Origin of the sequence: Zymobacter palmae (assembly GCF_003610015.1) — a bacterium.
GTDB classification, from domain to species: Bacteria; Pseudomonadota; Gammaproteobacteria; order Pseudomonadales; family Halomonadaceae; genus Zymobacter; species Zymobacter palmae.
On the sequence record NZ_AP018933.1, the window covers coordinates 1,582,007 to 1,608,555 of the forward strand.

Here is a 26,549-nt window from a genome sequence, read left to right on the forward strand (position 1 = left end):
TCATCGGAAAAAGAGAATAACGGGCAGGAATTACCACGCTTATAGCATGCACTTACTGTACATCAATACATGGCATCAATGAAGGCAGATAATATAGGCGTGCTATGCAGGATAGCCCTTTCCGCGAAGTATTACGCTCAGGGCTGGTAGTGGCGCCAGCTACTGCGGCTGCCTTGTCGACGGGTGGGCGCACTGCCGCCTCGTCGCACCAAACCACGCTGGGTATAGAAATGAGTCAATGCAATGGCCAACGCATCTGCCGCATCCGATTGAGGCAGTCCTTCAAGGCGCAGCGTGGAAGCTACTAGCCGTTGAACGGCTTCCTTATCGGCACCACCGTGCCCAGTCACACACTGCTTAACGAGGCGAGCGGCATACTCATGAACAGGCAGTCCATGATTAGCCGCACAAACGATCGCACTGCCACGAGCCTGCCCCAGCTTGAGCGCAGAGTCAGGGTTCTTAGCCATGAAGACCTGTTCAATGGCGACTTCTGCCGGTACATGGCGCGCAATAATATCGCTGACGCCGGCATAGACCTGCGCTAATTTCTGCGCCAGCGTATCCGCCTGAATGCGAATATAGCCGCTATCGATGTACCGCGGCGAACCGTGGCTGACGTCGATGACGCCAAATCCGGTGCGCCGCGATCCAGGGTCGATACCCAGTATGATCACTCGAGCTCCGCGAGGATGGCGTCGTCGAAGTCAGCGTTGCTGTATACGTTCTGGACATCGTCCAGATCTTCCAGCATATCAACCAGTTTGATGATCTTGGACGCAGTATCGACGTCGCTGATCTCGCTGTAGTTATCGGGGAACATGCCCACTTCACTGTCTTCGGCTTTCAGTCCCGCCGCTTCCAGTGCGTCCTTGACGTCGCCGAAGCTCTTGACGTCAGTTGCAACGTCGATGGAACCATCATCGTTGATGATGACGTCTTCGGCACCCGCTTCTAGCGCCGCTTCCATGATGGCTTCTTCATCGCTGCCCGCCGGGAAGCTGATGTTGCCGCGACGCGTGAACATGAACGCTACGGAACCCGAGGTCCCGAGGTTACCGCCGTTCTTGGTGAACGCGTGGCGAACTTCGGAAGCCGTACGGTTGCGGTTATCCGTCATGCATTCGACCAGTACCGCAACGCCCGCTGCACCGTAACCTTCGTAGGTCAGCTCTTCCATGTTGTCGGCTTCGGTATTGCCGGCACCACGGTCGATGGCACGCTGCATGGTGTCTTTGGTCATATTGCTAGACAGGGCTTTATCGATCGCAGCGCGGAGACGCGGGTTAGCGTTCGGATCAGCACCACCCTGACGCGCCGCGATGGTCAGCTCGCGAATCAGTTTGGTAAAGATCTTACCGCGCTTGGCATCCTGTGCTGCCTTGCGGTGCTTGGTGTTAGCCCACTTACTATGGCCTGCCACAGCTACCTCCTCGAAATGAATGAAAAGGGGTCACTCACCCTGTCGGTCGTGACCCGAAGTGGCACCGGCAACGTCCCCGGTGCCTAACCAATGACGCTATGTCGCTCAGGCGTCGCGCTTACGCAGACGCAGGTTGAGTTCCTTGAGCTGAGCCTCGCTGACTTCTCCCGGGGCATCGGTCAGCGGACATGCTGCACTCTGCGTTTTCGGGAAAGCGATAACGTCACGAATCGTGCTGGCGCCCGTCATCAGCATGACCAGACGGTCAAGACCAAAGGCCAGACCACCGTGAGGCGGCGCACCGTACTGGAGCGCATCCAGCAGGAAGCCGAATTTCTCTTCTGCTTCTTCTTCGCTAATGCCCAGCACTTCGAATACCGCGCGCTGCATATCCTGTTCATGGATACGGATGGAACCACCGCCCAGTTCTGTACCGTTCAGCACCATATCGTAAGCGCGGGACAGTGAATCGCCCGGGTTAGCACGGAATTCTTCCACGGAGCACGCCGGTGCAGTGAACGGGTGGTGGCACGCGGACAGTTTGCCGCTGTCGTCTTTTTCGAACGTTGGGAAGTCGACAACCCACAGCGGCGCCCAGCGCTGCGTGTAGAGGTTCAGATCTTCACCCAGGCGAACGCGCAGAGCACCCAGCGCTTCGTTGACGATGCGTGTACGGTCGGCGCCAAAGAAGATGATGTCGCCGTCCTGTGCATCCAGACGCTCCATCAGCTCGTCGATGACATCTGTCATGAACTTGACGATCGGCGACTGCAAGCCGTCAAGACCGGCTTTGCGATCATTGACCTTGATCCATGCCAGACCTTTCGCGCCGTAGATGCTGACGAAGTTGGTGTATTCGTCGATTTCCTTACGCGACAGCTTGGCACCGCCCGGCACTTTGAGCGCCGCAACGCGACCGTTGTCATCCTTGGCAGGGCCAGAGAAGACTTTAAAGTCAACGCGGCTCATCAGATCAGAGATATCGATCATTTCGAGCGGGATGCGCATATCAGGCTTGTCGGAACCAAAGCGATGCATGGCTTCACTGTACGGCATGCGATCAAACTTGGCCGGCAGTTCGACATCCAGCACGTTCTTGAAGAGGTTGCGAATCATGTCTTCAGTAATGGACATGATGGCTTCTTCGTCGATGAACGACGCTTCGATATCGATCTGAGTGAATTCCGGCTGGCGGTCTGCACGCAGGTCTTCATCACGGAAGCATTTCGCAACCTGATAGTAGCGGTCGAAACCGGACACCATCAGCAGCTGCTTGAACAGCTGAGGGGACTGCGGCAGCGCGAAGAATTCGCCTGGATGCGTACGGCTGGGCACCAGATAATCGCGGGCACCTTCCGGCGTCGCACGCGTCAGAATCGGCGTTTCGACGTCGAGGAAACCGTGCTCTTCGAGGTAGTTGCGCACAAAGTGCGTTACGCGGGAACGCATACGGAAACGTTCGATCATTTCCGGACGACGCAGGTCAATGTAGCGGTGCTTGAGACGGATGTCCTCACCGACCTTGACGTTGTGCTCTTCGAGCTGGAAAGGAGGCGTTTTTGATTCGTTCAGCACCTGAACGTGCTCGGCAACGACCTCGATCATGCCTGTCGGCATATCCGGGTTGCGCGTGCCTTCCGGGCGCAGACGGACGAGACCTTCGACTTTCAGCACATACTCGCTGCGTGAGCGGTCTGCGGTGGCAAAGGCATCGGCCATGTCAGGATTGACGACTACCTGTGCGATACCATCGCGGTCTCGCAGGTCGATGAAAATGACGCCCCCGTGGTCACGACGACGGTGTACCCACCCGCACAGGGTGACGTGCTGGTCTACCAGGCTTTCGTTGAGCTGGCCGCAATAATGGCTGCGCATGTTGAATTCCATTACCTGAATGTGTGTGCAAGACATCGGCATGCAGCGCCCGTGCCGAACACGAGTGCCGCATGCCGATAACTCGTCATGATGACGCTCTAACTGTTTGCGGAAGAGCCACCGCCCCCGGCAAGATTGCGCTTGTTCGAGGTTTTGAAGTCGGTTTCGTACCAGCCGTCGCCGGACAGGCGGAAGCCTGATGCCGACACCACGCGCGCCAGAGTGTCCTTATGGCATTCCGGGCATTCCTTCAGCGGCTCGGCATTCATACGCTGCAACTTTTCCAGGGTGGCGCCGCAAGATGAGCACTGATATTCATAAATAGGCATGATACGTTACTCACATCAGTCATGCTCCAGACCATCTCACGTTTCACGACAGTCTGGAAATTGTTTGCAGGACATGACAGTCAGAAGGACATTTTGCCCTATTATAGCGCCTGGTCGCTATCTTTAAGCAAGGTATTGATCGGACTCTACAGAGCTGTTTTCCCCATTGCACGAGGAGGTTGCCATGCATGCCGTCATGCTGGACATCGATACGCTCGCTGCCGACCCCGACCTTTCGCCCATCGAAAGCGCCGTCGACACTCTGACCTGCCACGACTCGACCGCTCCGAGTGAGGTGGTGTCTCGCCTGCAGGGCGCAGACATCGTTATCACCAACAAGGTTGTCATCACTCGCGACATCATCACAGCCCTTCCCGACCTAAAACTCATTTGTACAGTCGGCACGGGCACGGATCATATTGATGTAGCGGCCGCCAAGGAACATGGGGTCGAAGTCCGCAATGTCAAGGGCTTTGGCACGCCAAGCATCGCTCAGCACACGATGATGCTAATGCTAGGACTAGCAGGTCGCCTATTGCCCTACCGCCACGGACTGGTCAATGGGGAATGGTCCAACGAGGTCAGCTTTACCCAGCGCCTTAAACTCATGACCCTACTGGAAGGTCGTCATCTGGTGATCGTCGGCCACGGCGATATCGGGTCGGCCGTCGCGCGACTGGCCGAAGCCTTCGGAATGAAAGTAACGTTCGCGGCGCGCCCCGGCAAGCAGGACGATACGCGCCCGGCCCTGCCCACTCTGTTGCCATCCGCCGATGTGCTGTCGCTGCACTGCCCACTTACCCCGGAAACCGAGGGACTGATTGATGCCGAGGCACTGGCGACACTGCCGAAAGGCGCCCTGCTGATCAACTGCGCACGAGGCAAGGTCATCGACAATAGCGCGGTGCTGGCGGCACTTGAATCTGGCCACTTAGGTGGGCTGGCGCTGGATACACTTGATCAGGAACCGCCATCACAGGATCATCCAACCCTCGCTGCACTTCGCAAGGACCGCTACAACCTGATCATAACGCCCCACAGCGCATGGGCTTCAACAGAAGCGCGCGATACCCTGATCAGCACTATCGCTCACAACATTTCGACGTTCAACGCCAAGTAAACGACCTGACGGGCGCGGGCAGCATAGGTCTGCCTGCGTCATGAACATCGTCCTTTTCCCTAACGAAAGCCTCCCTCGTTCCCCCCTGAACCTGCGGATAAATCTCAGCGCAGCGGTTGACGTTCACTAGCGAGATGTCTAAGGTTGGCACGCCTTTATCCACATTGGCGCGAACAAGAGACCCACTCAATGGAACCTGACCCGTCAAGGCGTAACGCCACTTCCATTCTTTTCCTACATTACTACCGACGTAGACACTGCATCGGATCCCCAGCCTGACACCGTGAATCGACGTTCATGGCTGCTGCACGGGTGGATCTGCAGGAGGCTTCATGAACACGATCGAGCTCATGCCCAGCATTCGTCGCGCACTCGCTCGCCGCGACTTCACTGCACTTAACGACATTCTTGATGATGCCCCCGCGGCAGACATCGCCGAGCGCTTTGCGCGCGAACCCGATGACATCTCAACTCTCTTTCTCAAGGGCATTGCACTCAAGCACTGCGCCGAAATCTTTTCCTATCTGCCTGCCGACAAACAGCTGCGCATCGCCCAAGAACTGAGCGATGACGAGCTAGCACGCCTGTTCACCGAAATGGACGGCGACGACAGTGCCGACGTCTTCAATATGTTTGAACCGGTACGCCGCGAGTCGATCCTACGCCGCATGGCGCACAAGGAACGCGAAGACATGCTGCGCCTGTCGAGCTATGAAGAAGGCACCGCAGGCTCGATCATGACCTCGGAATACGTGTCGATTAACGAGCGTTTGACCGTATCGGAAGCGCTCAACAAGGTGCGCCAGACAGCGCCGGATGCGGAAACGATCTATCAGGTTTACATGCTGGACGATCAGCAACGTCTGACCGGCACCATGTCACTGCGCCAGCTAATCCTAGCCGATCCGCTGGCACGCCTTGATTCGGTAATGATCAGCGATGTGGTATCAGCCAGCTCTGATATGCCGCAGGAAGACGTGGCCCGCATGATTAGCCACTACGACTTTTTGGCGATTCCCATCGTCAATCACGACAACAAGCTGGTCGGTATCGTGACCTACGATGACGCCATGGACGTCGTCGAAAAGGAAACCACCGATGACTTCCACCGTGCAGGGAGTGTGGGGGTGCTCGAACAGGGCTTGAGCAGCACATCTCTGTTCACGCTGTACCGCAAGCGTATCGTCTGGCTGGTACTGCTGGTCTTTGGCAGCCTATTCTCCGGTGCGGGAATCGCGCACTTCCAAGGGTTGATCGAAGCCCAGGCAGCGCTGGTCATCTTCCTGCCACTGTTGATTGGTAGCGGCGGCAATGCGGGATCACAAGCAGCTACGCTGATGGTGCGCGGTCTGGGTACTGGGGAAGTCAACATTCGTGACTGGACATCGCTGCTGGGACGCGAGCTGCTGATCTCATGCGTACTGGGGATCACCATGGCCGTCGCTATCTCGCCGATCAGCTACGCCCGCGGCAACTTTGATGTCGCCTGTGCGGTCGCCATCAGCATGGTTGCCATCGTCATGGTCGGCAGCCTGCTGGGGATGTCTCTGCCGTTTCTGCTTAACCGCTTTGGGCTGGACCCTGCCACGGCCAGCGGCCCACTGGTCTCTACCCTGTGTGACTCCTGTGGTGTATTGGTGTTCTTTTCCGTGGCGTCTATGTTCATTTCTGCCGCAACGGGCACTCCCCACGTCAGCTGCGGTTAGCTTTACCGATTCCACACCCTTTCGACAATGGCACCGATTAGGTGCCATTGCCGTTTCTGCCGAGCCTCTTTCCTTTCGTCCCCCCTTCGTTCCACCATTTCCTTTCTTGCCTTTCACATAACACCTGCCCAACAGTTTCCTTTGTACCGTCACAGGGTTGGGTACCGCCCCGACGACTGCCGCACAGCGCAATGCCCTACCAAAGCTGCTCTTAAGCGCTTAACGCCCTATTGATGGCGCTATCCTACGCTTACGGCCGCAGCTCATTTCCTATACTACATGCGTTCGATGTACCGCCATCCGGCTGACCGCCGCTAAGGTACGCAATGGCGGCTCACCACAATTTCAGGTGCACATGCGCCAAACTGTCGTCTACCTTAACGATAAGCGCATGCCGATATAGCCCCTCGCTCATCGGCATTCGAACCATCCGCGCCTATCGCTGTCGATAGCGCAGACGCCTTTTTCATTTACTCTTGGTCTATCGAGGATGCAGCCCCACCCATGGAAGCGCTCAATCTGCTCGTCTTTTCCTACATCAATGCGCCCGCTCACCCTTCCATGTTCATGTTGGGCATGGCGCACTTCTTTGCGACCTATGCGATTTGGGTAGTACCGACGCTGTTAATGATCTGCTGGTTGCGACGCAACCCGGAACATCACTACATCATGCTGAATGCACTGCTGGCGACAGGAGCGGCACTGCTGGTCAACAACGTCATCGGCATGCTGTGGCACCATCCTCGACCGTTTGCGATGCCAACTGGGCACAACTTCCTGTATCATGAGGCCGATCCGTCGTTCCCCAGCGATCACATGACCGTCATCATGACCGTAGCTTTTACGTTCTTGCTGCGCCATCGTGTGCGTTTGCTGGGTCTGGGCCTGGCCGTGCTGGGCACTTTGATCGGCTGGTCAAGGATTTATCTCGGGGTTCATTTCCCGATCGACATGGCCGGTGCGGTCATCGTTGCGTTCAGCAGCGCCTTCATCATCCATGTCTTAAGTCCTCTGTTCATGCCCTCGCTGTATATGCCGCTACGCAGCCTGTACCGTAAGCTGTTTGCGCCTCTGATCAAGCGAGGTTGGCTTTTTCACTAAGCAAGCGATACTCCGTTCATGATTTACAATGTTGGCTCCATCAATATCGATCACGTGTATCGGGTTCCCCATCTGGTACGTCCGGGAGAAACCCTCTCCAGCCGCAGCTACCGCCAGGTACTCGGTGGCAAGGGAGCCAACCAGACCATAGCGATTGCCCGCGCCGGTGCTGACGTTGCACACATCGGTGCCATCGGCCATCAAGATGCCTGGGTAACTCAGGCCCTCGCCACGGCAGGTGCGCATATCGACGATATCGCCCACTGCCAGGACCTGCTGAGCGGCCATGCCATCATTCAAGTAGATGATGCCGCTGAAAACTCTATCGTTCTGTTCCACGGCGCCAACGGTGCCATGCCGCTCGACACGGTCACGACACCGCTGTCCCGCGGCACAGCCAGCGATTGGCTGCTGGTACAGAATGAATGCGCCCATCTCAAGGAAGCACTTGAACAGGCCCACCATCAAGGGATGTCAATCGCCTTCAACCCTGCGCCCATGACCGCAGAAGTCGCTCGCCTGTCACTCGATGGTGTATCGCTGCTGTTCGTTAATGAAGGGGAAGCCATTGATCTACTAGCCGCGCGCGAAGGCGTTGATGACGCCCAGGTACGCAGTGACTGCGCTACGCCCGAAGCCCTTATGGCCCGCCTGCATCGCCACTTCCCGTCCTGTGCTTGCGTGCTGACGCTCGGCTCCAAGGGCGCGCTTTACAGTGATGGACACGTTCAGCTAAGCCGTGAGGCTTATAAAGTGAATGCCGTGGATACCACTGCCGCAGGCGATACGTTCGTCGGCTACTTTATGGCCGCAACAGTACGAGGCGCAACGCCGCAGCAAGCGCTTGAAGAAGCCGTCGCAGCCGCAGCACTCTGCGTTCAGCTAGAGGGTGCGTCGTCCAGCATTCCTGCACGCAAAGAGGTAGTAGCGCTGCTGGAAGCAACACGCTGATTCGCTCGACCATGGCGGTTCACACACGGGGATAGGCTTTCTATCCCCGTGTTTTTACATTATTATTGCGCGCAATTTTCGTGCTGCCCTGCGCGTTTCTGTCTGAATGGAGAACTGAGCATGACGATCCCTATCATCTTCGACACCGATCCTGGCGTCGATGACGCCCAGGCAATTTCCCTGCTGATGGCTTCTCCTGAAATCGAACTGGTCGGTCTGACCACGACATTCGGTAATGTGTATGTCGAAACAGCAACGCGTAATGCACTGCTGCTGACCGAGCTGGCAGGCCAAGACATTCCGGTAGCACAGGGTGCCGCTTACCCACTGGTCAAGACACCGTTCCCGCCTCCTGCGTGGATCCACGGCGCCGACGGGCTGGGCAACCAGTCGCTGCCCGACCCGACGCGCAAACCTGAAGCCGTATGTGCAGCGCAGTTTATCGTCGATAAGACACGTGAACGTCCGGGGGAAATCACCCTCGTCGCCGTAGGTCCGCTGGGCAATCTGGCTACCGCACTGCAGCTCGACCCGACCATCGTCGATCGCGTCAAACGAGTTGTCGTAATGGGCGGTGCCGTTCATACCGGCGGTAACGTTACACCAGCCGCCGAAGCTAACATCTTCTCCGACCCTCATGCAGCAAAACGCGTGCTGAGCGCGGCATGGCCAATGACACTGGTAGGTCTGGACGTCACCCACAAGGCCGTTCTTGATCCGGCACGCATGAAGCGCATCGCCAGCCATCAGGGCGAACTGGGCAAAGTGCTGCAACATAGCTTCGATTTCTACGCGGACTTCTACGAAGGCGCACTGGGCATCGACGGCTGCTGCCCGCATGACAGCTGTGCCGTAGCATGGGTGCTGAAACCGGAACTGTTCAAGACTGCCAAAGGCCATATCCACGTTGTCACCGAAGGGCCGGCGGAAGGCCTGACCCTGATGGCATCCACCGACCGCGACTACCTTGATGACCGCTGGACACAGGGTGGTATCGTTGACGTCTGCGTCGACATGGACGGTGACGCTATGGCGGCTTGGATGGAAGAAGTGCTGACGGCCTGATAACCCACAGCGTTCTTCTCGAAAACCCCCTGTGCCAAATAGCACAAGGGGTTTTTGCTTTGTGCATTAGGAACCAACACTACGCAGTCAACAGCTCATCACAAGGCCTCAGCACTCAACGGCGCGGTCATTCTTTTCTACTTCTCAACACACTCAGTTACCGCTCCCTTTACCACAGTTCATCAGCACAGCTGTCCGGCAATGCATGCCACAGTGCATCGCGCAGTGGCTCTGGGTGCGTTTCATGCGCTCGTATCAGGATGATATCCAGCAGTACTTGCTCATCACCCAGTGTGACCAGTGTCCCCGCTTCCAATTCATCATCAATCAGTAGCTCTGGTAGCCACCCTGCCCCGATACCCTGCATGATCATCGCTTTCAGCACATTGGCGCTTTCCGCGCAGTGCGTAGGCTGACGCTCCTGATCATCATGCTGCATTTCCGTGACCGGCAACAGTGAGGTCATATGGCCCAGCAACGTTCCCTGCGCATAACCCAGCCAGCGATGCTCTGCACCGGCGGAGCGTTGGACGGGAAGCAAACGAGTGCCACCAAGCCGATGCAGGTCGAAACGCGTTTGCATCTGCTCATCCATCGGCATATTGGCAGGATGGTAGATCAGCCCCAGATCATGGCGATGTAGCATGACCGACATGCCAACCTCAGCAACGTTCATGGCATTAATTTCGACATGGTGCTGCTGGAGCGGGTTATCTGGCTGACACAACCATCCTGGATAGAAGGTTGAAGCCAGCGAGTGGGCCGCAGCGATGCGCAGCGACAGCAAGGTACCTTCATCAGGTGCCTGCAAGCGCGGCAGACAATCATCCAGTTGCTCGACCAGTGCCCTGGCCGTCTGCAAGAACCGTTCTCCAACAGGCGTCAGCCGCACCGGAGACGTGGAACGATCGACTAGCGTCCGCCCTATCGTCTGTTCCAGCATACGGATGCGTCGACTAAAGGCGGGCTGCGTAACGTGCCGCTGCCGTGCTGCTGCTGAGAAGCTGTGTGCATCCGCCAACGCTACGAAGTCGTCGAGCCATTTCGTTTCAAGGTTCATGCAGCACGCCTCCGTATGGACTATTGAATGGGAGAAGCCAGGTAGGCTGCCCGAGAGACCAGCTTACGCCACAGCGGTCGCTGAGTGATTTCATCAAGCGTGACCTGTCGGCACTGCGCCAGATCACGCGTCAGCATGGCCTCCACTTCCTGCGCAAAGCCAGAATCGATGACATAGGCCATAATTTCGAAGTTAAGCCGAAACGAGCGATTATCAAGGTTAACGGTGCCAACCGAGGCACTGTGCTGATCGACCAGCATCACCTTCTGATGCAAGAATCCGGGAAGATAACGGTATATCTTGACGCCGGCGCGTATCATATCGCCGAGAAACGAAAAAGCTGACAGGTATACCAGCAGGTGATCGGGGCGTTCGGGGATCATGACTCGGACATCGACACCGCGCAGCGCGGCAAGCTTGAGCGCATCCTGCACGCCTTCATCCGGCACGAAGTAAGGGCTACTGACCCAGAAGCGCTTCTTCGCCATATTAATGGCGTTCTGCACCATCAGACTGGCCGTTGCCTGCCCGTCAGCGGGGCCGGTTGGCACAATGATCACCTGTCGATCCTGCGTTTCGGTATGCTGCGGCTGCCACTCCAGCGCCAGAATCTCTTCGGTCGCCCAGTACCAGTCTTCCCAGAACGCCTCTTGCAGCCCCAACACAGCAGGGCCATGCAGGTACAGATGCGTATCGCGCCAAGGGCCTATGCTCGGCTTCTCGCCAAGGTATTCGATGCCTACGTTGAGGCCACCGACCCAGCCTTCACGCCCGTCTACCACCAGCACCTTGCGATGGTTGCGGAAGTTAACCTGAAAGCGGTGCCGCCAGCCGCGAGAAGACCCAAAACGGTGGATCTCGACACCCGCATCGCGCAGGGTTCGAATGTAGCGCTCTGGCAATTGATGGCTGCCTAACTCATCGTAAATGAAGCAGACCCGCACACCCCGTTCAGCACAGTCAATCAAGTGCTGCTGCAACAGCCGCCCTAGGCGGTCATTGCGAACGATAAAGAATTGGATCAGCACGTAATCTTCGGCTCGCTTCAACCCCTCGAACATGCTGTCGAAGGCATCAGCACCATCAATCAGCAGATCGACACGATTGCCGGAGGTAAGCGGGGTCATGGAAAGGCGTTCGATGGCCTGTATGCGACAATGCGCTTCCTGAAGGGAGGAACGGTGGGCATCGAGGTGGCTGCGCACGCGATGCAGTTCTCGGCGCAATACGTTATCGCGCTCGCCGCGTGCGTTAACGTAGCCGTAGAAGCGCGGACGTCCTAGGAACCAATACGCTGGCACGGCCAGATAGGGAAAAGTGACCAATGAGATCAGCCACGCAATCGCCCCTTGCGAAGTGCGGCTGGACATCAGCGCCATAACACCGGACAGAACACCCAGTGCGTGAAAGAACAACACAAATAGCGCGCCGAAAAGTGCCAGCATCGAGGTGTCGGATTCAATCACAGTAAGGCGCCTCGTGCGTGAATGGCAGAAAGGCCCAGCGCTGTCAGCGCAATGATGGCAGTGTGGGCATGGCTTCCGATGATCTTTTTATAACAGCAGAGATCATGGTGTTATAAAGCATAGCGTACAGGCAGAGGATACATGAGGGCACTGGCTTAATCATCCCGTCCACCCTGTGTGAAGCTGAACGACGACTGGCGGGTGTGTATGGGCGAAGGCCCAAAACAACAATGCCCCGCACAAGGCGAGGCATTGCTCTATACCGCTGTTTCATTTAGTGGCGGTTGTCGCTGCTACTATAGATGTTCTCGCGTTCTGCGGGTGTGAACACATCGCATGCATTACCACCCGCCTCAGCCAATGCGCACTGCTGCTTCGCAATGGCACGACATTTCTTATCGTACTTAGCACGGAAGGCCGCTAGGTCCTGTGCGCTAGGATTACGCGGCAGCTCACTTTGCATCGCTCTATAACGGCTGCTCACATCATGGAAAATCTTGCCGCTGTGCAGAATGTCGTCTTCAGGATGGGCCTGTTCATCTTCGTAGTTCATCCGACCAGCCCAACTGCTCGCTTCTATTTCGCTCAGGTCCTTAAAATCACCGATCGTGCCTAGCGTGGAGTAGTACGCCGAACATTCCGTACGATCCTGATAGGTATACGTTGCCCCTTTGGCCATAGCGGTCGCTGGCAGCAGTGCGGCAGCCGCTGCAATGAACAGTGCTTTCATGAATGTCCCTTAAACGTCATCATCTTGTAGCCCCTAAGAGCATATTTCATAACCCCAATACCCATGCCATTGAGGGGGCTTCAAACCAAAAATTTGCAGCAAAAGCCGTCTATTTTAGAAAGGGCAAACGTAATCGCTCAGGTTATGAAACAGCCTCTAAGTGGGACTGTTTTATATTGAAGGGAATGATTATCTACAAAATCAACATGATAATCGACACCCGTCGTTCTTTTTTTAGTTTGGTTTCTTCTAACGTGTTCCCAATACGGGACATCAACGCTGGCAGTGGGAGCAGTAATAAAGGCGACGCGAGGTTACGTCTTGGCGCTCAATCAACGTACCGCAGGCATGACACGGCTCCCCTGCACGGTTGAAAACGGCATGACGCCACTGCGCTCGTTTTAGCCCGGCGGCTTTGAGAGGCGTTTGCCAAGCGTCAATGTTGGTCACACCAGCCTGACGCCAAGCACGCTGCGTCACGTCGAGAATGACGCTTGCCAAACGCTCGCGCGCTACAGGTGATAGATCGGCCACTTTCCAGTGCGGCATCAGTCCCGCAAAAAACAGAATCTCGGAGCGCAGGTAGTTACCGATGCCGGCCAGAAACGCCTGATCCAGCAGCAGACCGCCAAGCCGCCGCCGAGCGAAGCGTGGCTGTTCAAAACGTTCGAGAATCTGCTCTATCGTTACGCCGTGTGTCAGCACATCAGGCCCAAGCTTTGCAAGAAACGGATGCTCGTGGATCGTATCGCGATGCCATAGCGTGATATCGGTGGCACTGTACAGTTGCGCTATATGGCGATCGGTCACCAACGAAACGCGCAATGCGCGCGACAGTGATGGCGGCGCATGCACACGCCCAACGGCCCAACGCCCATACAGCTGATTGTGGGTATACAGCACGTGCCCATCCTCAAACGTCAGCAGCAGCGCTTTCCCCCAACTGTCCACGTGGGTCACCCGCTGCCCAACCAGACGTTTCTCGAACGGTTTCAGATCAGCCAAGGAAAACCAGACGTCTTCCAATGGCGTCGGCGTCAATACCTTGGCAAGGCGATCAGCAATACGGCGTACTTCGGGGCCTTCAGGCATGGTGTCTCCCTCTTTTTTATGGTTGCAATGCTTATAATGGCGAGTCAGACAGTGACGGCGGATATCGTGCCTATCGCCAGACAGACACGATGAAACGCGCTCGCGCCTCACCATAATCCAGAGCAGCAGAGGCTCGCACCCTGCGATCAGACCCAGAAAGACAACAGGCCAGCGGTTGTCGCCGCCAGCCTGTCGTTATCATCATCTAGCGTGCCACTGGAAGCCGCTCAATGAGGTTACTGCAGTTCAAGCTGGCGCTCCTTGAGCATGTGCAGCTGGTCGCGCAGCGCCGCCGCCTGCTCGAACTCCAGATTCTTGGCCGCTTTGTGCATCTGATCTTCGACCTGACCAATGGCCTGCTGCACTTCCGGTCGCGTCATCAATGACAGCGCTTCGCGGTCAATCTGTACGCCAGCCCCCTTCTGCTGCTCGCCACGGCGACGGTTCTTGCGTGCCCCCGGTGCCTGAGCACCTTCCAAAATATCCTCGACACTTTTGGTGATGGTCTTCGGTGTGATGCCATGTTCCTCGTTGAAGGCCATCTGCTTTTCACGGCGGCGAGCAGTCTCATCGATAGCGCGGCGCATTGAGTCGGTGATGCGATCACCGTATAGAATCGCTTTACCGTGCGCGTTACGTGCCGCACGCCCGATGGTCTGGATCAGTGATCGGGTGGAGCGCAGGAACCCTTCCTTGTCGGCATCAAGAATCGCCACCAGCGAGGTCTCAGGGATGTCGATCCCTTCGCGCAGCAGGTTGATCCCGACCAGCACATCAAACTTGCCAAGGCGCAGGTCGCGAATGATCTCGACACGTTCGACAGTGTCAATATCGGAGTGCAGATAGCGCACCTTCACGCCGTGCTCGTCCAGATACTCGGTCAGGTCTTCTGACATACGCTTGGTCAGCGTGGTGACGATTACGCGCTCCTTAACCGCAACCCGCTTGTTGATCTCGGACAACAGATCATCCACCTGCGTCGATGCCGGTCGCACTTCGACCTCGGGGTCGAGTAGACCTGTCGGACGCACCACCTGCTCGACGACCTGCCCGGAGTGCTCTTCTTCGTAGGCACTTGGCGTCGCCGATACGAAGATGGTCTGCGGCACCGCTGCTTCCCATTCCTCGAATTTCATTGGGCGGTTATCCAGCGCAGAGGGCAGCCGGAAACCGTATTCCACCAGCGTTTCCTTGCGCGAACGGTCGCCGCGGTACATCCCACCTATCTGCGGTACGCTGACGTGCGATTCATCAATGAAGAGCAGAGCATCAGGTGGCATATAATCGAAGAACGTAGGCGGTGCTTCACCCGGCGCGTTGCCCGACAGATAGCGCGAATAGTTCTCAATACCGTTGCAGTACCCCAGTTCCAGCATCATTTCGATGTCGTAGCGCGTGCGCTGCTCAAGACGCTGCGCTTCAACCAAACGATCGTGCTTACGCAGCCAGTCCAGACGCTCGGCCAGTTCTAGCTTAATACCTTCCACTGCCTCAAGGATGGTTTCGCGCGGCGTAACATAGTGGCTTTTCGGGAAGATGGTCATACGCGCCACCTTGCTCTGGATCGCGCCCGTTAGCGGATCGAACAGGCTGATACCTTCGATTTCATCATCGAACAGTTCGACGCGAATGGCCTGGTCTTCGGCATCGGCGGGGAAGATATCGATCACATCACCGCGCACGCGGTAGGTACCGCGGCGGAAATCGGCGTCGTTACGGGTGTACTGCATTTCGGCCAGACTGCGCAGGAACGAGCGCTGGTCGATCTGTTCGCCGACGTTAAAGTGCAAGCGCATCTTCTTCATCAGCTCGGGGCTACCCAGCCCGTAGATCGCAGATACCGATACCACAATCAGAGCATCACGACGCTCTATCAGCGCTTTGGTCGCCGACAATCGCATCTGCTCGATATGGTCGTTGATGGACGCATCCTTTTCGATAAAGGTGTCCGAGGAAGGCACGTACGCCTCTGGCTGATAGTAGTCGTAGTACGACACGAAGTATTCGACCGCGTTATCGGGGAAGAACGCTTTGAATTCGCCGTACAGCTGAGCAGCCAGTGTCTTGTTGGGGGCCAGCACGACCGTCGGGCGCTGCAGACGCTCGACGACGTTGGCCATGGTAAAAGTCTTACCCGAGCCCGTGACCCCTAGCAGCGTCTGGTGGGCCAGCCCTGCCTCAACGCCTTTCACTAGGGCATCAATGGCTGCAGGCTGATCACCAGCAGGCGTATACCGGGATACGATCCTGAAGGGCTTGCTCATGAGACGGGCCTCCTCGCTCAACGCGGATGATTCGCTAGTGACAAATGACATACTGCTCTACACAGTATAGCCACTTGGAATACTGTATATATGTTCACTCGAAGCATCTTTCAAGAGCGGGATTGAAACCCCTTTCACGGCTCAGGACTTGATGCGGAAACCCGCCTTACGCACAGCGTCTTCGACCGCACGACGTGCGACACGCCCTTCCACTTCTGCCCAGTGAAGCGCTACTTCAACATTCTCGACACCGTCGAGTGAGATCAGCGCCGTAGTCAAAGCGTTAACATCGTTGGCGTTCTTCAGCCCTTCCAGTTCCAGTGTGATGGCCATCGAATGGTTCTCTTTACCTGCGTGAATGAAAAATGGCGCTTCCATGAAAGCGCCTTTAATCCCAAGTGTAACGTTAACGCAGGGTGCGTGCCATATCCGCAGATGCCGCCATATATCGTCAATAATCAGGAAGTTGATCAAGTGACGCTATCGCCCAGAAAACCAGGCAACCGCTGCCGATGACGCTTGGCGACAACGCAGGACCAGAGGGCCTCAATGCCCTATCCGCGCGAAGAAAAGAAACCGCTCCTCGGGCCAGCGGCGCACCACAGCCCTGTTTTTAGTCAGTAGGCCGCTATCCTGTGGCTATCCGCAGCCGTGGCGATCACACACCGCCACCCTATCGCGGTTATTTGCTACGCAGCAGTCTTAGCCCGTTCGCCACAACCAGAAGACTGGTGCCGACATCGGCGAACACAGCCATCCACAGCGTCCCCATCCCCGCGAGCGTCAACACCATAAATGCCGCCTTAATGCCCAACGCAAGGCTGATGTTCTGGACCAGCACGGCATAAGTCTGTCGGGAAAGCTGGATGAAGGCTGGAATCTTGCGCAGGTCATCGTCCATCAGCGCCACATCAGCCGTTTCAATAGCGGTATCGGTACCCAGCGCTCCCATGGCAAAGCCGATATCCGCGGCCGCCAGCGCGGGCGCATCGTTGATGCCATCCCCGACCATGCCGGTCACGCCACGGCGCGAACAACGCTCAACGAAACGCAATTTGTCCTGCGGCAGCTGAAGACCATGCGCGTCGTCGATGCCAACCTGTGCAGCAATGGCACTGGCCGTATGGGGATTGTCACCGCTCAGCATGACCGTTCTGACGCCTTGAGCATGCAGCCGTCGAATGGCGTCGCGGCTGGAGTCCTTGACGGTATCAGCGACGGCAAACAGCCCGCGCACCCGCTGTCCATCATTGAGCAGGATGACCGTCTTGCCCTGTCGCTCTAGCTGCGCCACAGCCTGTCGAACGTCATCGGAACAGCCCAGCGTTTCTTCGGTCAACCGCAGGCTGCCAAGCGCATGGGGCTGCCCTGCCATCATGCCGCGAACACCGCGCCCCACCAGCGCTTCGAAATCCTCGACCTCCTGCAACGGCAGTTCAGCGGCGGCGGTAACGATGGCCTGAGATATCGGATGGTCCGAGAGGAAAGCCAAGCTCGCCGCCAGCGCCTGCACGGCTCGTTCACTGTCGGTGCCGAATACCGTCATATCGGTCTGCACTGGCTGACCGTGCGTCAACGTACCGGTCTTGTCTAGCGCCAGCGCATGCAGCTTGCGCCCTAGTTCAAGATAAACGCCCCCTTTGATCAGAATCCCCTTGCGAGCCGCGGCAGTCAGCCCACTGACGATAGTGACGGGCGTCGAGATCACCAGCGCACAAGGGCATGCGATCACCAGCATCACTAATGCCCTGTACAGCCATTCCTGCCAACCGCCTATACCCAGCACGGGTGGCAGGATGGCCGCTGCTACCGCCACAGCAATGACGACGGGGGTATAGACCTGTGAAAAACGGTCGACAAAACGCTGCGTCGGTGCTTTTTTCCCCTGAGCCTCTTCCACCGCGTGAATGATGCGCGCAAGCGTGGTCGTATTGGCCGCAGCAGTAACGGTGTAGTCGAATGCCCCAGAGTGGTTGAGGGTGCCAGCAAAGACCGCATCCCCCACCGCCTTATCGACGGGCATGCTTTCGCCGGTAATTGGCGCCTGATCAATAGAGGTTCGCCCGGCGACGATCTCGCCGTCCAGACCGATCCGCTCACCCGGCTTGACGCGTACGCGGCTGCCTAGCACAACGTCGCTTACAGCCATGTCTTGCCATGTTCCATCGGCCTGCTGCACACGTGCCGTGTCGGGCGTCAGATTCATCAATGAACCGATGGCATGGCGTGCACTGTCGAGAGATTTTGCTTCGATCAATTCGGCAATGGCAAACAGCACCATGACCATCGCCGCTTCCGGCCACTGTCCGAGCACCAGCGCCCCCGTCACCGCAATGCTCATCAGCGCGTTGATATTCAGATTACCGTTACGAATTGAGATCCAACCCTTTCGGTACGTGGTCAGCCCGCACAGCATGATGGCCAACAGCGCAGGCCCAGCTTCCACCCACAGCGGCCCCCCTAGCCAGTGTACGGTTTCCGCGCCCAACGCTGCTATTCCGGCCAGCGCTAGCGGCCACCACGGCTTGCGCGCTACCAATAGCGAGGACTTCTCATCATCGTCTTCGGCTATTTCGGGGACGAAGCCAAGCGTGCGGATGGCCGCCAGGATGGATGCCAACGCCTCGGGCTGATGCGTGACCGTCAGTACCCGCTGAATCAGGTTGAATTCCAGCGCCGTCACGGCCGGCATACCGCCCAGCTTCTTCCGCAATAGCGCTTCTTCAACCGGACAGTCCATCTGCATGATACGGATGTCGGTCCGCCAGCCTCCGGCCACGGCTTGAGAGCCGCCGACAGGGGCGTAGCTGACCGCAGGAGCTTCGCTAGCGCCGTCATGACAATGCCCATGACCACAGCAGGTAGCGGCATCATGATCGTGCGCGTGGTGCTTTTCCGTGCAATCGTTCATTTCAATCGACTCGTCTATTCACTACACTGCGCCATTAGAAACCCTGATCTAACTACAGGGTCAAGCGAAGGCGGAACGGACATGAAGATTGGTGAACTGGCACGCAAGGCAGGCTGCCCGATCGAAACGGTGCGCTATTACGAAAAGGAAGGGCTGTTGCAGGCTCCGCGCCGCAATACCGAGAACAACTACCGGCACTACGACGCCGCTCATCTGGAGAAGCTACTGTTCATCCGCCGATGCCGCGCACTGGATATGACCCATGAGGAGATCCGCGCCCTGCTGCATGCAATGAACAACCACGGCAAGGATTGCGGCCCCATCGACGCCATTATCAGCGAGCATCTGGCTCACGTCCGCCATCGCATTGCCGAGCTGCAGCAACTGGAGCAGCAACTCAAGGCGCTCAGCACTATCTGCAGTGCCGACCGCGATGTGGATGACTGCGCCATCATTCAGGAACTGACCGCTCCCCGCGAGGATAAAGATCAGACCGCCTTCCGCACGACAGACCACCTAGGCGGCGTACACTGAGCTACCGGTCACCGCGACCACGTAACATGGCTTAGACAATAGCGAAACGCTATCGTACTGAGCATGCCGCGCTCATGTGAGTGCGTTGGAAAATAGGGTACGCTGCACGCTATCGTTATTATTGGCACTGCGCCGTCGAGAGGGCCTTCGCAGCCGCTCCCGCCTAGAGAAGAGGTTCATCATGTCAGAAACCGATACCGTCGCCGTTACCGCGCCCCTTGAATCGTTTGCCGTTCTCGAAGTGGCTGGCAAGGATGCAGAACGCTTTCTGCAAGGCCAGTGCACAGCGCAGCTTGCACATGCCAACGACGCCTTCGCGCCCTTGGCCGCATTCTGTACACCCAAGGGCCGCATGGTGGCCAATACGCGTATCTTCCGCCCAGAACCCGAGCGCTATTGGCTCATCATGCACCCCTCCATCGTCGACGTGCTGGAACAGCATCTGCGTAAGTACATCGTGTTCTACAAGGCGACGCTGACCGTTCGCACCGATATCATCCTGCAGGGCATCCACGCGTCGTCTACAGCACTGACGGCCTATACCGCAGCGCTGCCCGCCACACTGGCAGGTGCTTGGGTCAACTGTGGCACTGGCTATCTGCTACGCGTGGAAGGCGAAGCGTGCTTGGTGTGGATCGGCACCAGCGAATGCCCCTACCGTGTCGACAGCAGTACGCTGTCACAGGGCGACTGGCAGCGCCTGCAGATTGATGCGGGCATCGCTTGGCTTCAAGCCTCGCAAAGCGATGCTTGGCTACCTCAGATGATCAACTGGGAAGCGCTGGGGGGTATCAGCTTCAAAAAAGGCTGCTACACCGGGCAAGAAGTGGTGGCGCGCGCGCATTTCCGCGGCCAAGTAAAAAGACGCCTAATGCATCTGTGCGCGGCCGATACACTGGAAGCCCCATGCGTCGGTGATAGCGTCGTCGACAGCGCCTCAGAACGCGATATTGGCACCATACTGGCCGTAGCACCGGGCGTCAGCGAAGGCTGGGAGCTGCTGGCCGTCGTTAGCCAAAAAGAAGAGATGCCGCCGCTCAGCGTCCACGGCGATATTGTGACGGCCGTTGCACTGCCGTACGCCATCGAACGCCGCGACCCCGAAGAGTTGGTCGCGTCAATCGCCACCACGGCATAATCCCCGAACGCTGAGCATATCAAGCGCTCGCGGGTGACAACGAAGCCTTCATGCCAAGGCGTGAAGGCTTTTTATGGCGCAAATACAACCCTATCTTGCTCCGCTCGCCATGACCACGCGATCTTGGGATGCCCCCTGTCTACCCGCCCTATCCTTCACACTTTTGTGCTCCCAGTCCTTGTTCATCCTCACCAGAGCGTTATCCATCTCGCGTTATCGAAACGATAACTCCACCCACATCGGCATTACCGGCAACGAACGCCGTTCTCATCTCAGCCGTATCGCAGTTGGCTAAAACGATGCTTTGCGCTATCAAGAGGCACAGAACGCAGCGTTTCAACCCACAGCTCATACAGGACATGGCGGTTATCGCTCTCACTCGCCATAGCAATGCAGGCCCACCGTGACAGGCTTGTGCACTTATATTCGTTATTTTATTTTCTTACTTTATTATAAAACGATACGTACAATAACAATCATTATTTATTTTTACTTATGATTTATTTAATTAAACACAACCTTTAAGTTAATGTATTTAATATCTGAAACAACAACTCATAATCAACTGATATTCATAACTCTTACCATATGATAACAACTTTTCATGCAGCGCCTATCTCTGCCTTCCGGTAGTGATGTGGCGACTCATTAAAAGTGCAGCACTACGCTACTGTTTATCATAAGGCCAATGTACGATGAGAATAATCACGCTTATCCGTTACCCGTTTCACTGTGTCAGACAGGCGCCTTCGCTAACGATGCGATTGGGGCTATGTATGGGACTGGCTAGCATGGCTTCCCTTGCCCATGCGGCAACGTCATCATGTGTCGATGGCCACTGGGTCGCCAACCCCAACGATACCGATATGCCTTCAGTACGTTACGAAACCGCGCACTTTGCCTTCCGATGGTCGGGTAATGCTACGACAATGGCTACGGTTGCCGCAGCCGGTGAACAGTTAGAAAAGACCTGGTCTACCTTCATCGAACGTATAGGTTTTCCTACGCCCTATTGTCGGTCGGCCGCCAAGTACAAAGTCAGCGTGCATATCGACCCCTCGTTTGGATTGAGCGGTGGCATGACCAGCAGCGGTGGGATGGGCATGTGGATCGCCGCGCCAGCGCTAGCCGATCACTGGGGGCTGGCGCATGAGTTCACTCACGCCCTGCAGGGCAGCACGGGCGGCATGCGCAATTCACCCTATTCAGGCTGGATATGGGAATCACACGCCAACTGGATGGCACACCAGATGGACGAGTTTCACGGCAGTGAGGTTCACTGCTCGGAAATGCTGATCAACTACCCTCACCTGTATCTGGGGTCGACACGCGATCGTTACTGCAACTGGCAGTTCATGGAGTATCTGAAGGATCGCTACGGTTACGGCATCATCAATGATCTATGGGCAAAGGCCCCCAAGGATGGTGATACCCGCACGGCCACGGCCGATCCCTTTTCTATCATTCGCGACAACATGGGCTGGTCTCAATCGCAACTGAATGATGTGTTCGGTGAATGGGCGCGCCATAACGTCAACTGGGACTACATCAACCCCAACGGCAGCGATCAGGGCGCACTGTACCGTCAGAAGTACGGCAGCAACCACGCGTTCGATCCCTCGGTTGCCGACGACGATGGTAACCTCGACCGCGCCCTGCGCCTGACCTCGCTCGACACCATTGCAAACAGCTCTGGCGGCTATCAAGTACCTTTTGCGTGGGCACCGCAGCGCTGGGGCTACAATTTGGTGCGCTTAATACCGGCAACCGGTGCCAAGTCGATCGACGTCGATTTTCAGGGGTTGGTTCAGACCGCCCCTGCCGCATCGAAGCTTGCCGGCCTGGCCAATGAGCCAACGACCATCGTCCCCCCCGATTCAGACTGGCGCTGGGGACTGGTCGCGATCAGCCAGAGCGGCAAAGCGCGCTACAGCGTGCTTCGCCATGGCAGCCGTGCCAGCCTCCACTTTGGGCTTAAATCCGATGAGAAAGAGGTCTATCTGGTAGTGATGGGCACCCCAAGCACACCACACAATATTCAATGGGATCAGCCGTATTACAGCGTCTACCGCTACCCGTGGCGCATCACACTGAAGAATGCCTATCCAGAAGGCCACCAACCCAATGCGCCACAGCCTACGCCCAAAGGGCATCGCCATACCAATGGCGGGGGCTGGGTCGCCGAGGGAGCCCGCGTGGACAACACCGCTTACGTTGGCCTTAATGCCCGCGTGCTCAGCGGCAACGTGCTCGGTCATGCGCGCGTCGAGGATCACGCCACGGTGGCAGGCGGAACGGTGCAGGACAATGGCATTATCGGTGCGCTGACAGTGCTGCGCAGCGGTTCAACGGTCAAGGGCAACGCCAAGGCCTACACCGTGTTCAAAGGCCTCGGTGCCTTCGCCCCGGTCACGCTGTCAGAAACAGCTCAATTCCGTGGTGATGTGGAAGCACAGACAGGTGCCTCTCCAAGCAAGGGCATATTCTACGGCTATGCCGATGCGACCACGATCACCGATGCACACAGCGGCGCCAACCTGACACAGCCTGTACCGGAGGTCACCCAACAGCCGTAGGCCGCGAGGGCGATGAGAGGCTAACGAGGTCATCGTAGCCGCTCCCGGACAGAGCGCCGCATGCGCTACTCATAGCACAGCGGATACCCTCAGCAACCAGATAACACACCGCACAATAAAAAGACCGCACCGCCTCCTAAGAATGAGGCAGTGCGGTCTTTTTATTTAGCAGTCAGTGATTTATTTAACAGTCACGGATGTTTTAGACCGATCGAAGACCAGAGACACGGCGCCCCGTCCTATTGAGCCTCTGGCAGATCGCCGGTCTGTGCCGCCTCCACCCCATAGCGCTGCAACAGCCGCTGGTATTCCCCACTGTTTTTCAACTGGATCAACGCACGCTCAATGGCGCTTTTCAATGCAGGCCGCTCTTTGCTGACGGCGATACCCAACACTTCGGTATAGAGCAGTCTGTCAGAGCTGATGACCACGGCCCCTTTGAGCTGCTCAACCACCCGTTCAGCCATCACACTGTCAATCAGCTGTACATCAACGTTGCGCGAGGTCAGCGCATGCGTGGCATGAGGATTGGTATCGAAGGTGCGGATCTGGATCGCTTTCTGCCCCTGCTGCACGCACTGATCGGACAATGCTTCAAGCTGAGGAATCCAAGCGGCCGACTCCAGCACGGCCACGCTATGACCGCACAGCGCATCGGCCTTTGTCGGCGGTGTTGCCATATCATGCCGCACCAGCAACGCTTCACCCGATTTCAGATAGGGAATGAAGTCCACCGTCTGCAAACGCTCAGGCGTAATGGTGATCACTGATGCCGCCACATCAAAACGCTGGCGACGCACCCCTGGCAGCAGGCTAACGAAACGCGTGTCATGAAAATCCGCTTCTAGATTCAGCTCGCGGGCAATCAATGTCATCAGTTCCGGGTCGATACCTTGAGGCTGGTGGTGTTGGTCCACCCAATCATACGGCGGATAGGTCAGATCTGAACCAATCGTGAGCTTTCCCGGTGTCGTTAGCGGCAGTTCGGCCTGCGCCACAGCGGGCAGGCCCAGTAGTGCCACACTCAACGTACGGCACAGCACGGCGCGTAGGCCATTTAAGGTCATAGCATCCTCCTTGAGCGGTAATGACCGTTTGGCTATCAAGCATAGCGCTGGCACAGCGTCTTACCTGCTTTTTTCGACCGTGCACAGCCCTTTGAGGCCTTCGACATCTTCCTACTGGACTTCTATGGTAAAAGCAATGGCAGCGCACTCATGATATGACCGTCATACGCCCTATCGACACACAATGCACCCCGCATCTCGCTTTGAAATGCTCAACTAAAGGAGTGTTAGAGAATGGCAACGCGCAGAACGATACGCTTCGCCGCCGTCGGCGGCGGGCAGATCACTCAGACCGCCTTCATTCCAGCGCTGGCGCAGCTTGACGATGCCGAGCTGGTCGCACTGGTGACGGGGGATCCACGTAAGGCTGAGGCGCTGGGGCACCGCTACAACATTCGCTGCTACGGCTATGACGACTATGATGCGCTACTCGCATCCGACACCATTGATGCAGTGTACATCGCGACCCCAAACTTCCTTCATCGCCAGTATGCCGTACCCGCCCTTGAACGAGGCATTCATGTGCTGCTGGAAAAGCCGATGGCGACCAGTGTCAACGACTGTCTGGCCATTATGCAGGCCCAGCAGGACAGCGGCGCGCAACTAATGGTGGCCTATCGCCTTCATCAGGAACCTGCCACCGTCGAGATGATCGAGCGCGTTCGCCGCGGCGAGTTGGGGCGCCCCGTCATGTATACAGCAGCGTTTGGGCAGGATGTTGATGAAGACACCCACCGTGCCAAGCACGGCTACTGGTCAGGGCCGGTACCCGATCTGGGCATCTATCCGCTCAACGAGGTGCGCCACCTGTTCGATGAAGAGCCAACCAAGGTCACGGCACAAGGCGTGCGAACACCGGGCCGCCACTTCAGTTTCGATGATACCGTCACGGTGACACTGACGTTTCCCAGCCAGCGCATCGCAACCTTCAGTACGACCTTTGCCGGCGCATCGGTCGATACCTTCACACTGGTGGGCACAGAAGGCACAATCAGTGCCTCCCCCTGCTTTACCTTTGGCCCCGACGCCATACTGGCCTATCGCCTGACACGCCACGGTCAGAGCTTTGACTACGCTCACGGCCCGCACGACCAGTTCGGTGGCGAGCTCCGTTACTTTGTCGACTGCCTGCAGCAGGACGTCGTGCCAGAGCCAGACGGAGAGGAAGGTCTGTTCGATGTTGTCATACTAGAGGCTATCGAACGCGCTTTGCAGACAGGCCTGCCGCAATCACTACCAACACGCCAACGCCGACAGCGCATCCTGTCTACTCAAGCCCGCGCACTGCCGCCCGTACAGCCACCGAAAGCACTATACGTCGTCACTCAGGAAAACGAGGGTGTCTAGCCTCATTACCAGCCTGTAGCGCAGCGACCTGTTCTGCCAACCGCGCGACCATGCACGGTTCGTTACGATCCCGCCCGTTGTGGCTGCGCAACCACTGAGGCCGCTGCGTTTCAGGCCACCACAGCGGCATATCTGGGGCATCGCTTTCCAATGCGATAGCCTCTGCTGGCAGTGCCGCTACCACGCGACGCAGCCGTTCATTGCGCGGCCATGTAATGGCTCCGCCAATACCCACTCTGAACCCGAGTGCCACGAAGCGCTGTGCCTGCTGCACGCTACCGATAAAACCGTGCACAATACCTCCGGCGGGTAGCTGCAGTTCGCGCAGGCGCTTTGCCACCTCATCGTACAGTCGCACGCAATGAATCACGACCGGCAGCCGATAGGCCTTCGCCAGCTGAAGCTGCGCCTCGAATAACGCCCATTGCTGTTTGAGTGTCTCAGGAAAGCGCTTGTCGACACCGCACTCCCCTATGCCTACCAGCGCTTGATCTCGCGGGAACTCCGCCAGTAAATCAGCCAAAGCGTCAATATCGTGACCGGCACCCTCTAAGCGGTGTTGATCCATGAAGTAAGGATGCAGCCCTAGCTGATAATCGAAACCGTAGCGATGTGCCGTCTCAATCACCCGCGGCCAGTGCTCCCGCACCGTCGCCGCCAGCGTACAGCGCGTCACGCCTAACGCTCGTGCTCGCGCTACGACGTCATCCCGATCATCGTCGAACGCCACCGCATCTAGATGACAGTGATGATCGTGATATGCCGTCATATGACTCTGGTCATCCATAATATCC

Annotated in this window: 22 protein-coding genes; 9 read left to right on the forward strand and 13 right to left on the reverse strand. The window is 57.2% G+C overall.

What is annotated here, in order from left to right:
* Nucleotides 1–137: 137 nt before the first annotated feature.
* From ruvC to ZBT109_RS07125, 4 genes are all read right to left on the reverse strand, one after another.
* Nucleotides 138–677 (reverse strand): crossover junction endodeoxyribonuclease RuvC, encoded by a 540-nt coding sequence (ruvC, locus tag ZBT109_RS07110; RefSeq protein WP_027705799.1) that lies wholly within the window; start codon nucleotides 675–677, stop codon nucleotides 138–140.
* A complete protein-coding gene (locus ZBT109_RS07115; protein WP_027705800.1) occupies nucleotides 674–1,423 on the reverse strand; it encodes a YebC/PmpR family DNA-binding transcriptional regulator in 750 nt (249 codons plus the stop codon). The genes ruvC and ZBT109_RS07115 overlap by 4 nt, the downstream gene beginning before the upstream one ends.
* Before the next feature lie 105 nt (nucleotides 1,424–1,528).
* Nucleotides 1,529–3,298, reverse strand: coding sequence for an aspartate--tRNA ligase (gene aspS, locus ZBT109_RS07120; protein WP_027705801.1), 1,770 nt, complete (start codon nucleotides 3,296–3,298; stop codon nucleotides 1,529–1,531).
* 98 nt (nucleotides 3,299–3,396) lie between these two features.
* Nucleotides 3,397–3,627, reverse strand: coding sequence for an FmdB family zinc ribbon protein (locus tag ZBT109_RS07125; RefSeq protein WP_027705802.1), 231 nt, complete (start codon nucleotides 3,625–3,627; stop codon nucleotides 3,397–3,399).
* Between the two features lie 184 nt (nucleotides 3,628–3,811).
* Here ZBT109_RS07125 and ZBT109_RS07130 point away from each other — a divergent pair, with 184 nt between their 5' ends.
* From ZBT109_RS07130 to ZBT109_RS07150, 5 genes are all read left to right on the forward strand, one after another.
* Nucleotides 3,812–4,747 carry an NAD(P)-dependent oxidoreductase gene (locus ZBT109_RS07130; RefSeq protein ID WP_027705803.1) on the forward strand — a complete coding sequence of 312 codons (936 nt, stop codon included), beginning with the start codon at nucleotides 3,812–3,814 and terminating at the stop codon, nucleotides 4,745–4,747.
* Between the two features lie 332 nt (nucleotides 4,748–5,079).
* The gene (gene mgtE, locus ZBT109_RS07135) at nucleotides 5,080–6,453 is read left to right on the forward strand and encodes a magnesium transporter (RefSeq protein WP_051524066.1); all 1,374 of its coding nucleotides are present in this window, start codon (nucleotides 5,080–5,082) and stop codon (nucleotides 6,451–6,453) included.
* A 504-nt stretch (nucleotides 6,454–6,957) separates the two neighbouring features.
* Complete coding sequence (locus ZBT109_RS07140; protein WP_027705804.1) at nucleotides 6,958–7,554, forward strand: phosphatase PAP2 family protein; 597 nt, start codon at nucleotides 6,958–6,960, stop codon at nucleotides 7,552–7,554.
* Nucleotides 7,555–7,572: 18 nt separating this feature from the next.
* Nucleotides 7,573–8,505 carry a ribokinase gene (locus tag ZBT109_RS07145; RefSeq protein ID WP_027705805.1) on the forward strand — a complete coding sequence of 311 codons (933 nt, stop codon included), beginning with the start codon at nucleotides 7,573–7,575 and terminating at the stop codon, nucleotides 8,503–8,505.
* A gap of 120 nt (nucleotides 8,506–8,625) precedes the next feature.
* Nucleotides 8,626–9,570 (forward strand): nucleoside hydrolase, encoded by a 945-nt coding sequence (locus tag ZBT109_RS07150; RefSeq protein WP_027705806.1) that lies wholly within the window; start codon nucleotides 8,626–8,628, stop codon nucleotides 9,568–9,570.
* 169 nt (nucleotides 9,571–9,739) lie between these two features.
* On the opposite strand, the gene ZBT109_RS07155 is transcribed toward ZBT109_RS07150, so the two are convergent.
* From ZBT109_RS07155 to ZBT109_RS07185, 7 genes are all read right to left on the reverse strand, one after another.
* Nucleotides 9,740–10,630, reverse strand: a complete 891-nt coding sequence (locus ZBT109_RS07155; RefSeq protein WP_027705807.1) for a LysR family transcriptional regulator — start codon at nucleotides 10,628–10,630, stop codon at nucleotides 9,740–9,742.
* Between the two features lie 20 nt (nucleotides 10,631–10,650).
* A complete protein-coding gene (gene cls / locus ZBT109_RS07160) occupies nucleotides 10,651–12,075 on the reverse strand; it encodes a cardiolipin synthase (RefSeq protein WP_027705808.1) in 1,425 nt (474 codons plus the stop codon).
* 295 nt (nucleotides 12,076–12,370) lie between these two features.
* Entirely contained in the window at nucleotides 12,371–12,826 is a 456-nt protein-coding gene (locus tag ZBT109_RS07165) for a hypothetical protein (protein ID WP_027705809.1), read from the reverse strand.
* 273 nt (nucleotides 12,827–13,099) lie between these two features.
* Nucleotides 13,100–13,918 (reverse strand): endonuclease VIII, encoded by an 819-nt coding sequence (gene nei / locus ZBT109_RS07170; protein WP_027705810.1) that lies wholly within the window; start codon nucleotides 13,916–13,918, stop codon nucleotides 13,100–13,102.
* A gap of 236 nt (nucleotides 13,919–14,154) precedes the next feature.
* The gene (uvrB, locus tag ZBT109_RS07175) at nucleotides 14,155–16,182 is read right to left on the reverse strand and encodes an excinuclease ABC subunit UvrB (protein ID WP_027705811.1); all 2,028 of its coding nucleotides are present in this window, start codon (nucleotides 16,180–16,182) and stop codon (nucleotides 14,155–14,157) included.
* Nucleotides 16,183–16,323: 141 nt separating this feature from the next.
* Nucleotides 16,324–16,560, reverse strand: a complete 237-nt coding sequence (locus ZBT109_RS07180) for a heavy-metal-associated domain-containing protein (protein ID WP_232012823.1) — start codon at nucleotides 16,558–16,560, stop codon at nucleotides 16,324–16,326.
* A 304-nt stretch (nucleotides 16,561–16,864) separates the two neighbouring features.
* Entirely contained in the window at nucleotides 16,865–19,093 is a 2,229-nt protein-coding gene (locus ZBT109_RS07185; RefSeq protein WP_084261878.1) for a heavy metal translocating P-type ATPase, read from the reverse strand.
* Between the two features lie 81 nt (nucleotides 19,094–19,174).
* On the opposite strand from ZBT109_RS07185, the gene cadR reads away from it, so the two are divergent.
* The 3 genes from cadR to ZBT109_RS07200 all read left to right on the forward strand — a co-directional run bounded on the left by cadR (nucleotide 19,175) and on the right by ZBT109_RS07200 (nucleotide 23,341).
* Complete coding sequence (gene cadR, locus ZBT109_RS07190; RefSeq protein WP_027705813.1) at nucleotides 19,175–19,627, forward strand: Cd(II)/Pb(II)-responsive transcriptional regulator; 453 nt, start codon at nucleotides 19,175–19,177, stop codon at nucleotides 19,625–19,627.
* A gap of 181 nt (nucleotides 19,628–19,808) precedes the next feature.
* The gene (gene ygfZ, locus ZBT109_RS07195) at nucleotides 19,809–20,765 is read left to right on the forward strand and encodes a CAF17-like 4Fe-4S cluster assembly/insertion protein YgfZ (RefSeq protein ID WP_051524070.1); all 957 of its coding nucleotides are present in this window, start codon (nucleotides 19,809–19,811) and stop codon (nucleotides 20,763–20,765) included.
* 791 nt (nucleotides 20,766–21,556) lie between these two features.
* Nucleotides 21,557–23,341, forward strand: a complete 1,785-nt coding sequence (locus tag ZBT109_RS07200; protein WP_038279091.1) for an Svx/AvrXca family virulence/avirulence protein — start codon at nucleotides 21,557–21,559, stop codon at nucleotides 23,339–23,341.
* A 239-nt stretch (nucleotides 23,342–23,580) separates the two neighbouring features.
* Here ZBT109_RS07200 and ZBT109_RS07205 read toward each other — a convergent pair whose 3' ends face one another.
* Nucleotides 23,581–24,408, reverse strand: coding sequence for an ABC transporter substrate-binding protein (locus ZBT109_RS07205; RefSeq protein WP_027705815.1), 828 nt, complete (start codon nucleotides 24,406–24,408; stop codon nucleotides 23,581–23,583).
* 234 nt (nucleotides 24,409–24,642) lie between these two features.
* On the opposite strand from ZBT109_RS07205, the gene ZBT109_RS07210 reads away from it, so the two are divergent.
* A complete protein-coding gene (locus ZBT109_RS07210; RefSeq protein ID WP_027705816.1) occupies nucleotides 24,643–25,755 on the forward strand; it encodes a Gfo/Idh/MocA family protein in 1,113 nt (370 codons plus the stop codon).
* Here ZBT109_RS07210 and ZBT109_RS07215 read toward each other — a convergent pair.
* Nucleotides 25,730–26,542: a TatD family hydrolase gene (locus ZBT109_RS07215; RefSeq protein WP_027705817.1), complete on the reverse strand. Its 813-nt coding sequence runs from the start codon at nucleotides 26,540–26,542 to the stop codon at nucleotides 25,730–25,732. The genes ZBT109_RS07210 and ZBT109_RS07215 overlap by 26 nt on opposite strands.
* Nucleotides 26,543–26,549 lie beyond the last annotated feature (7 nt).

Bases quoted from the DNA above. Each gene is read 5' to 3' on its own strand.
- ZBT109_RS07210 (WP_027705816.1), top strand. From the start codon at position 24,643: ATGGCAACGCGCAGAACGATACGCTTCGCCGCCGTCGGCGGCGGGCAG.
- ZBT109_RS07145 (WP_027705805.1), top strand. From the start codon at position 7,573: ATGATTTACAATGTTGGCTCCATCAATATCGATCACGTGTATCGGGTT.
- ZBT109_RS07155 (WP_027705807.1), bottom strand. From the start codon at position 10,630: ATGAACCTTGAAACGAAATGGCTCGACGACTTCGTAGCGTTGGCGGAT.
- nei (WP_027705810.1), bottom strand. From the start codon at position 13,918: ATGCCTGAAGGCCCCGAAGTACGCCGTATTGCTGATCGCCTTGCCAAG.
- aspS (WP_027705801.1), bottom strand. From the start codon at position 3,298: ATGCGCAGCCATTATTGCGGCCAGCTCAACGAAAGCCTGGTAGACCAG.
- ZBT109_RS07200 (WP_038279091.1), top strand. From the start codon at position 21,557: ATGGCTTCCCTTGCCCATGCGGCAACGTCATCATGTGTCGATGGCCAC.
- ZBT109_RS07130 (WP_027705803.1), top strand. From the start codon at position 3,812: ATGCATGCCGTCATGCTGGACATCGATACGCTCGCTGCCGACCCCGAC.
- mgtE (WP_051524066.1), top strand. From the start codon at position 5,080: ATGAACACGATCGAGCTCATGCCCAGCATTCGTCGCGCACTCGCTCGC.
- cadR (WP_027705813.1), top strand. From the start codon at position 19,175: ATGAAGATTGGTGAACTGGCACGCAAGGCAGGCTGCCCGATCGAAACG.
- ZBT109_RS07185 (WP_084261878.1), bottom strand. From the start codon at position 19,093: ATGAACGATTGCACGGAAAAGCACCACGCGCACGATCATGATGCCGCT.
- ZBT109_RS07180 (WP_232012823.1), bottom strand. From the start codon at position 16,560: ATGGAAGCGCCATTTTTCATTCACGCAGGTAAAGAGAACCATTCGATG.
- ygfZ (WP_051524070.1), top strand. From the start codon at position 19,809: ATGTCAGAAACCGATACCGTCGCCGTTACCGCGCCCCTTGAATCGTTT.
- ZBT109_RS07215 (WP_027705817.1), bottom strand. From the start codon at position 26,542: ATGGATGACCAGAGTCATATGACGGCATATCACGATCATCACTGTCAT.
- ZBT109_RS07205 (WP_027705815.1), bottom strand. From the start codon at position 24,408: ATGACCTTAAATGGCCTACGCGCCGTGCTGTGCCGTACGTTGAGTGTG.
- cls (WP_027705808.1), bottom strand. From the start codon at position 12,075: ATGCTGGCACTTTTCGGCGCGCTATTTGTGTTGTTCTTTCACGCACTG.
- ZBT109_RS07140 (WP_027705804.1), top strand. From the start codon at position 6,958: ATGGAAGCGCTCAATCTGCTCGTCTTTTCCTACATCAATGCGCCCGCT.
- uvrB (WP_027705811.1), bottom strand. From the start codon at position 16,182: ATGAGCAAGCCCTTCAGGATCGTATCCCGGTATACGCCTGCTGGTGAT.
- ZBT109_RS07125 (WP_027705802.1), bottom strand. From the start codon at position 3,627: ATGCCTATTTATGAATATCAGTGCTCATCTTGCGGCGCCACCCTGGAA.
- ZBT109_RS07165 (WP_027705809.1), bottom strand. From the start codon at position 12,826: ATGAAAGCACTGTTCATTGCAGCGGCTGCCGCACTGCTGCCAGCGACC.
- ZBT109_RS07150 (WP_027705806.1), top strand. From the start codon at position 8,626: ATGACGATCCCTATCATCTTCGACACCGATCCTGGCGTCGATGACGCC.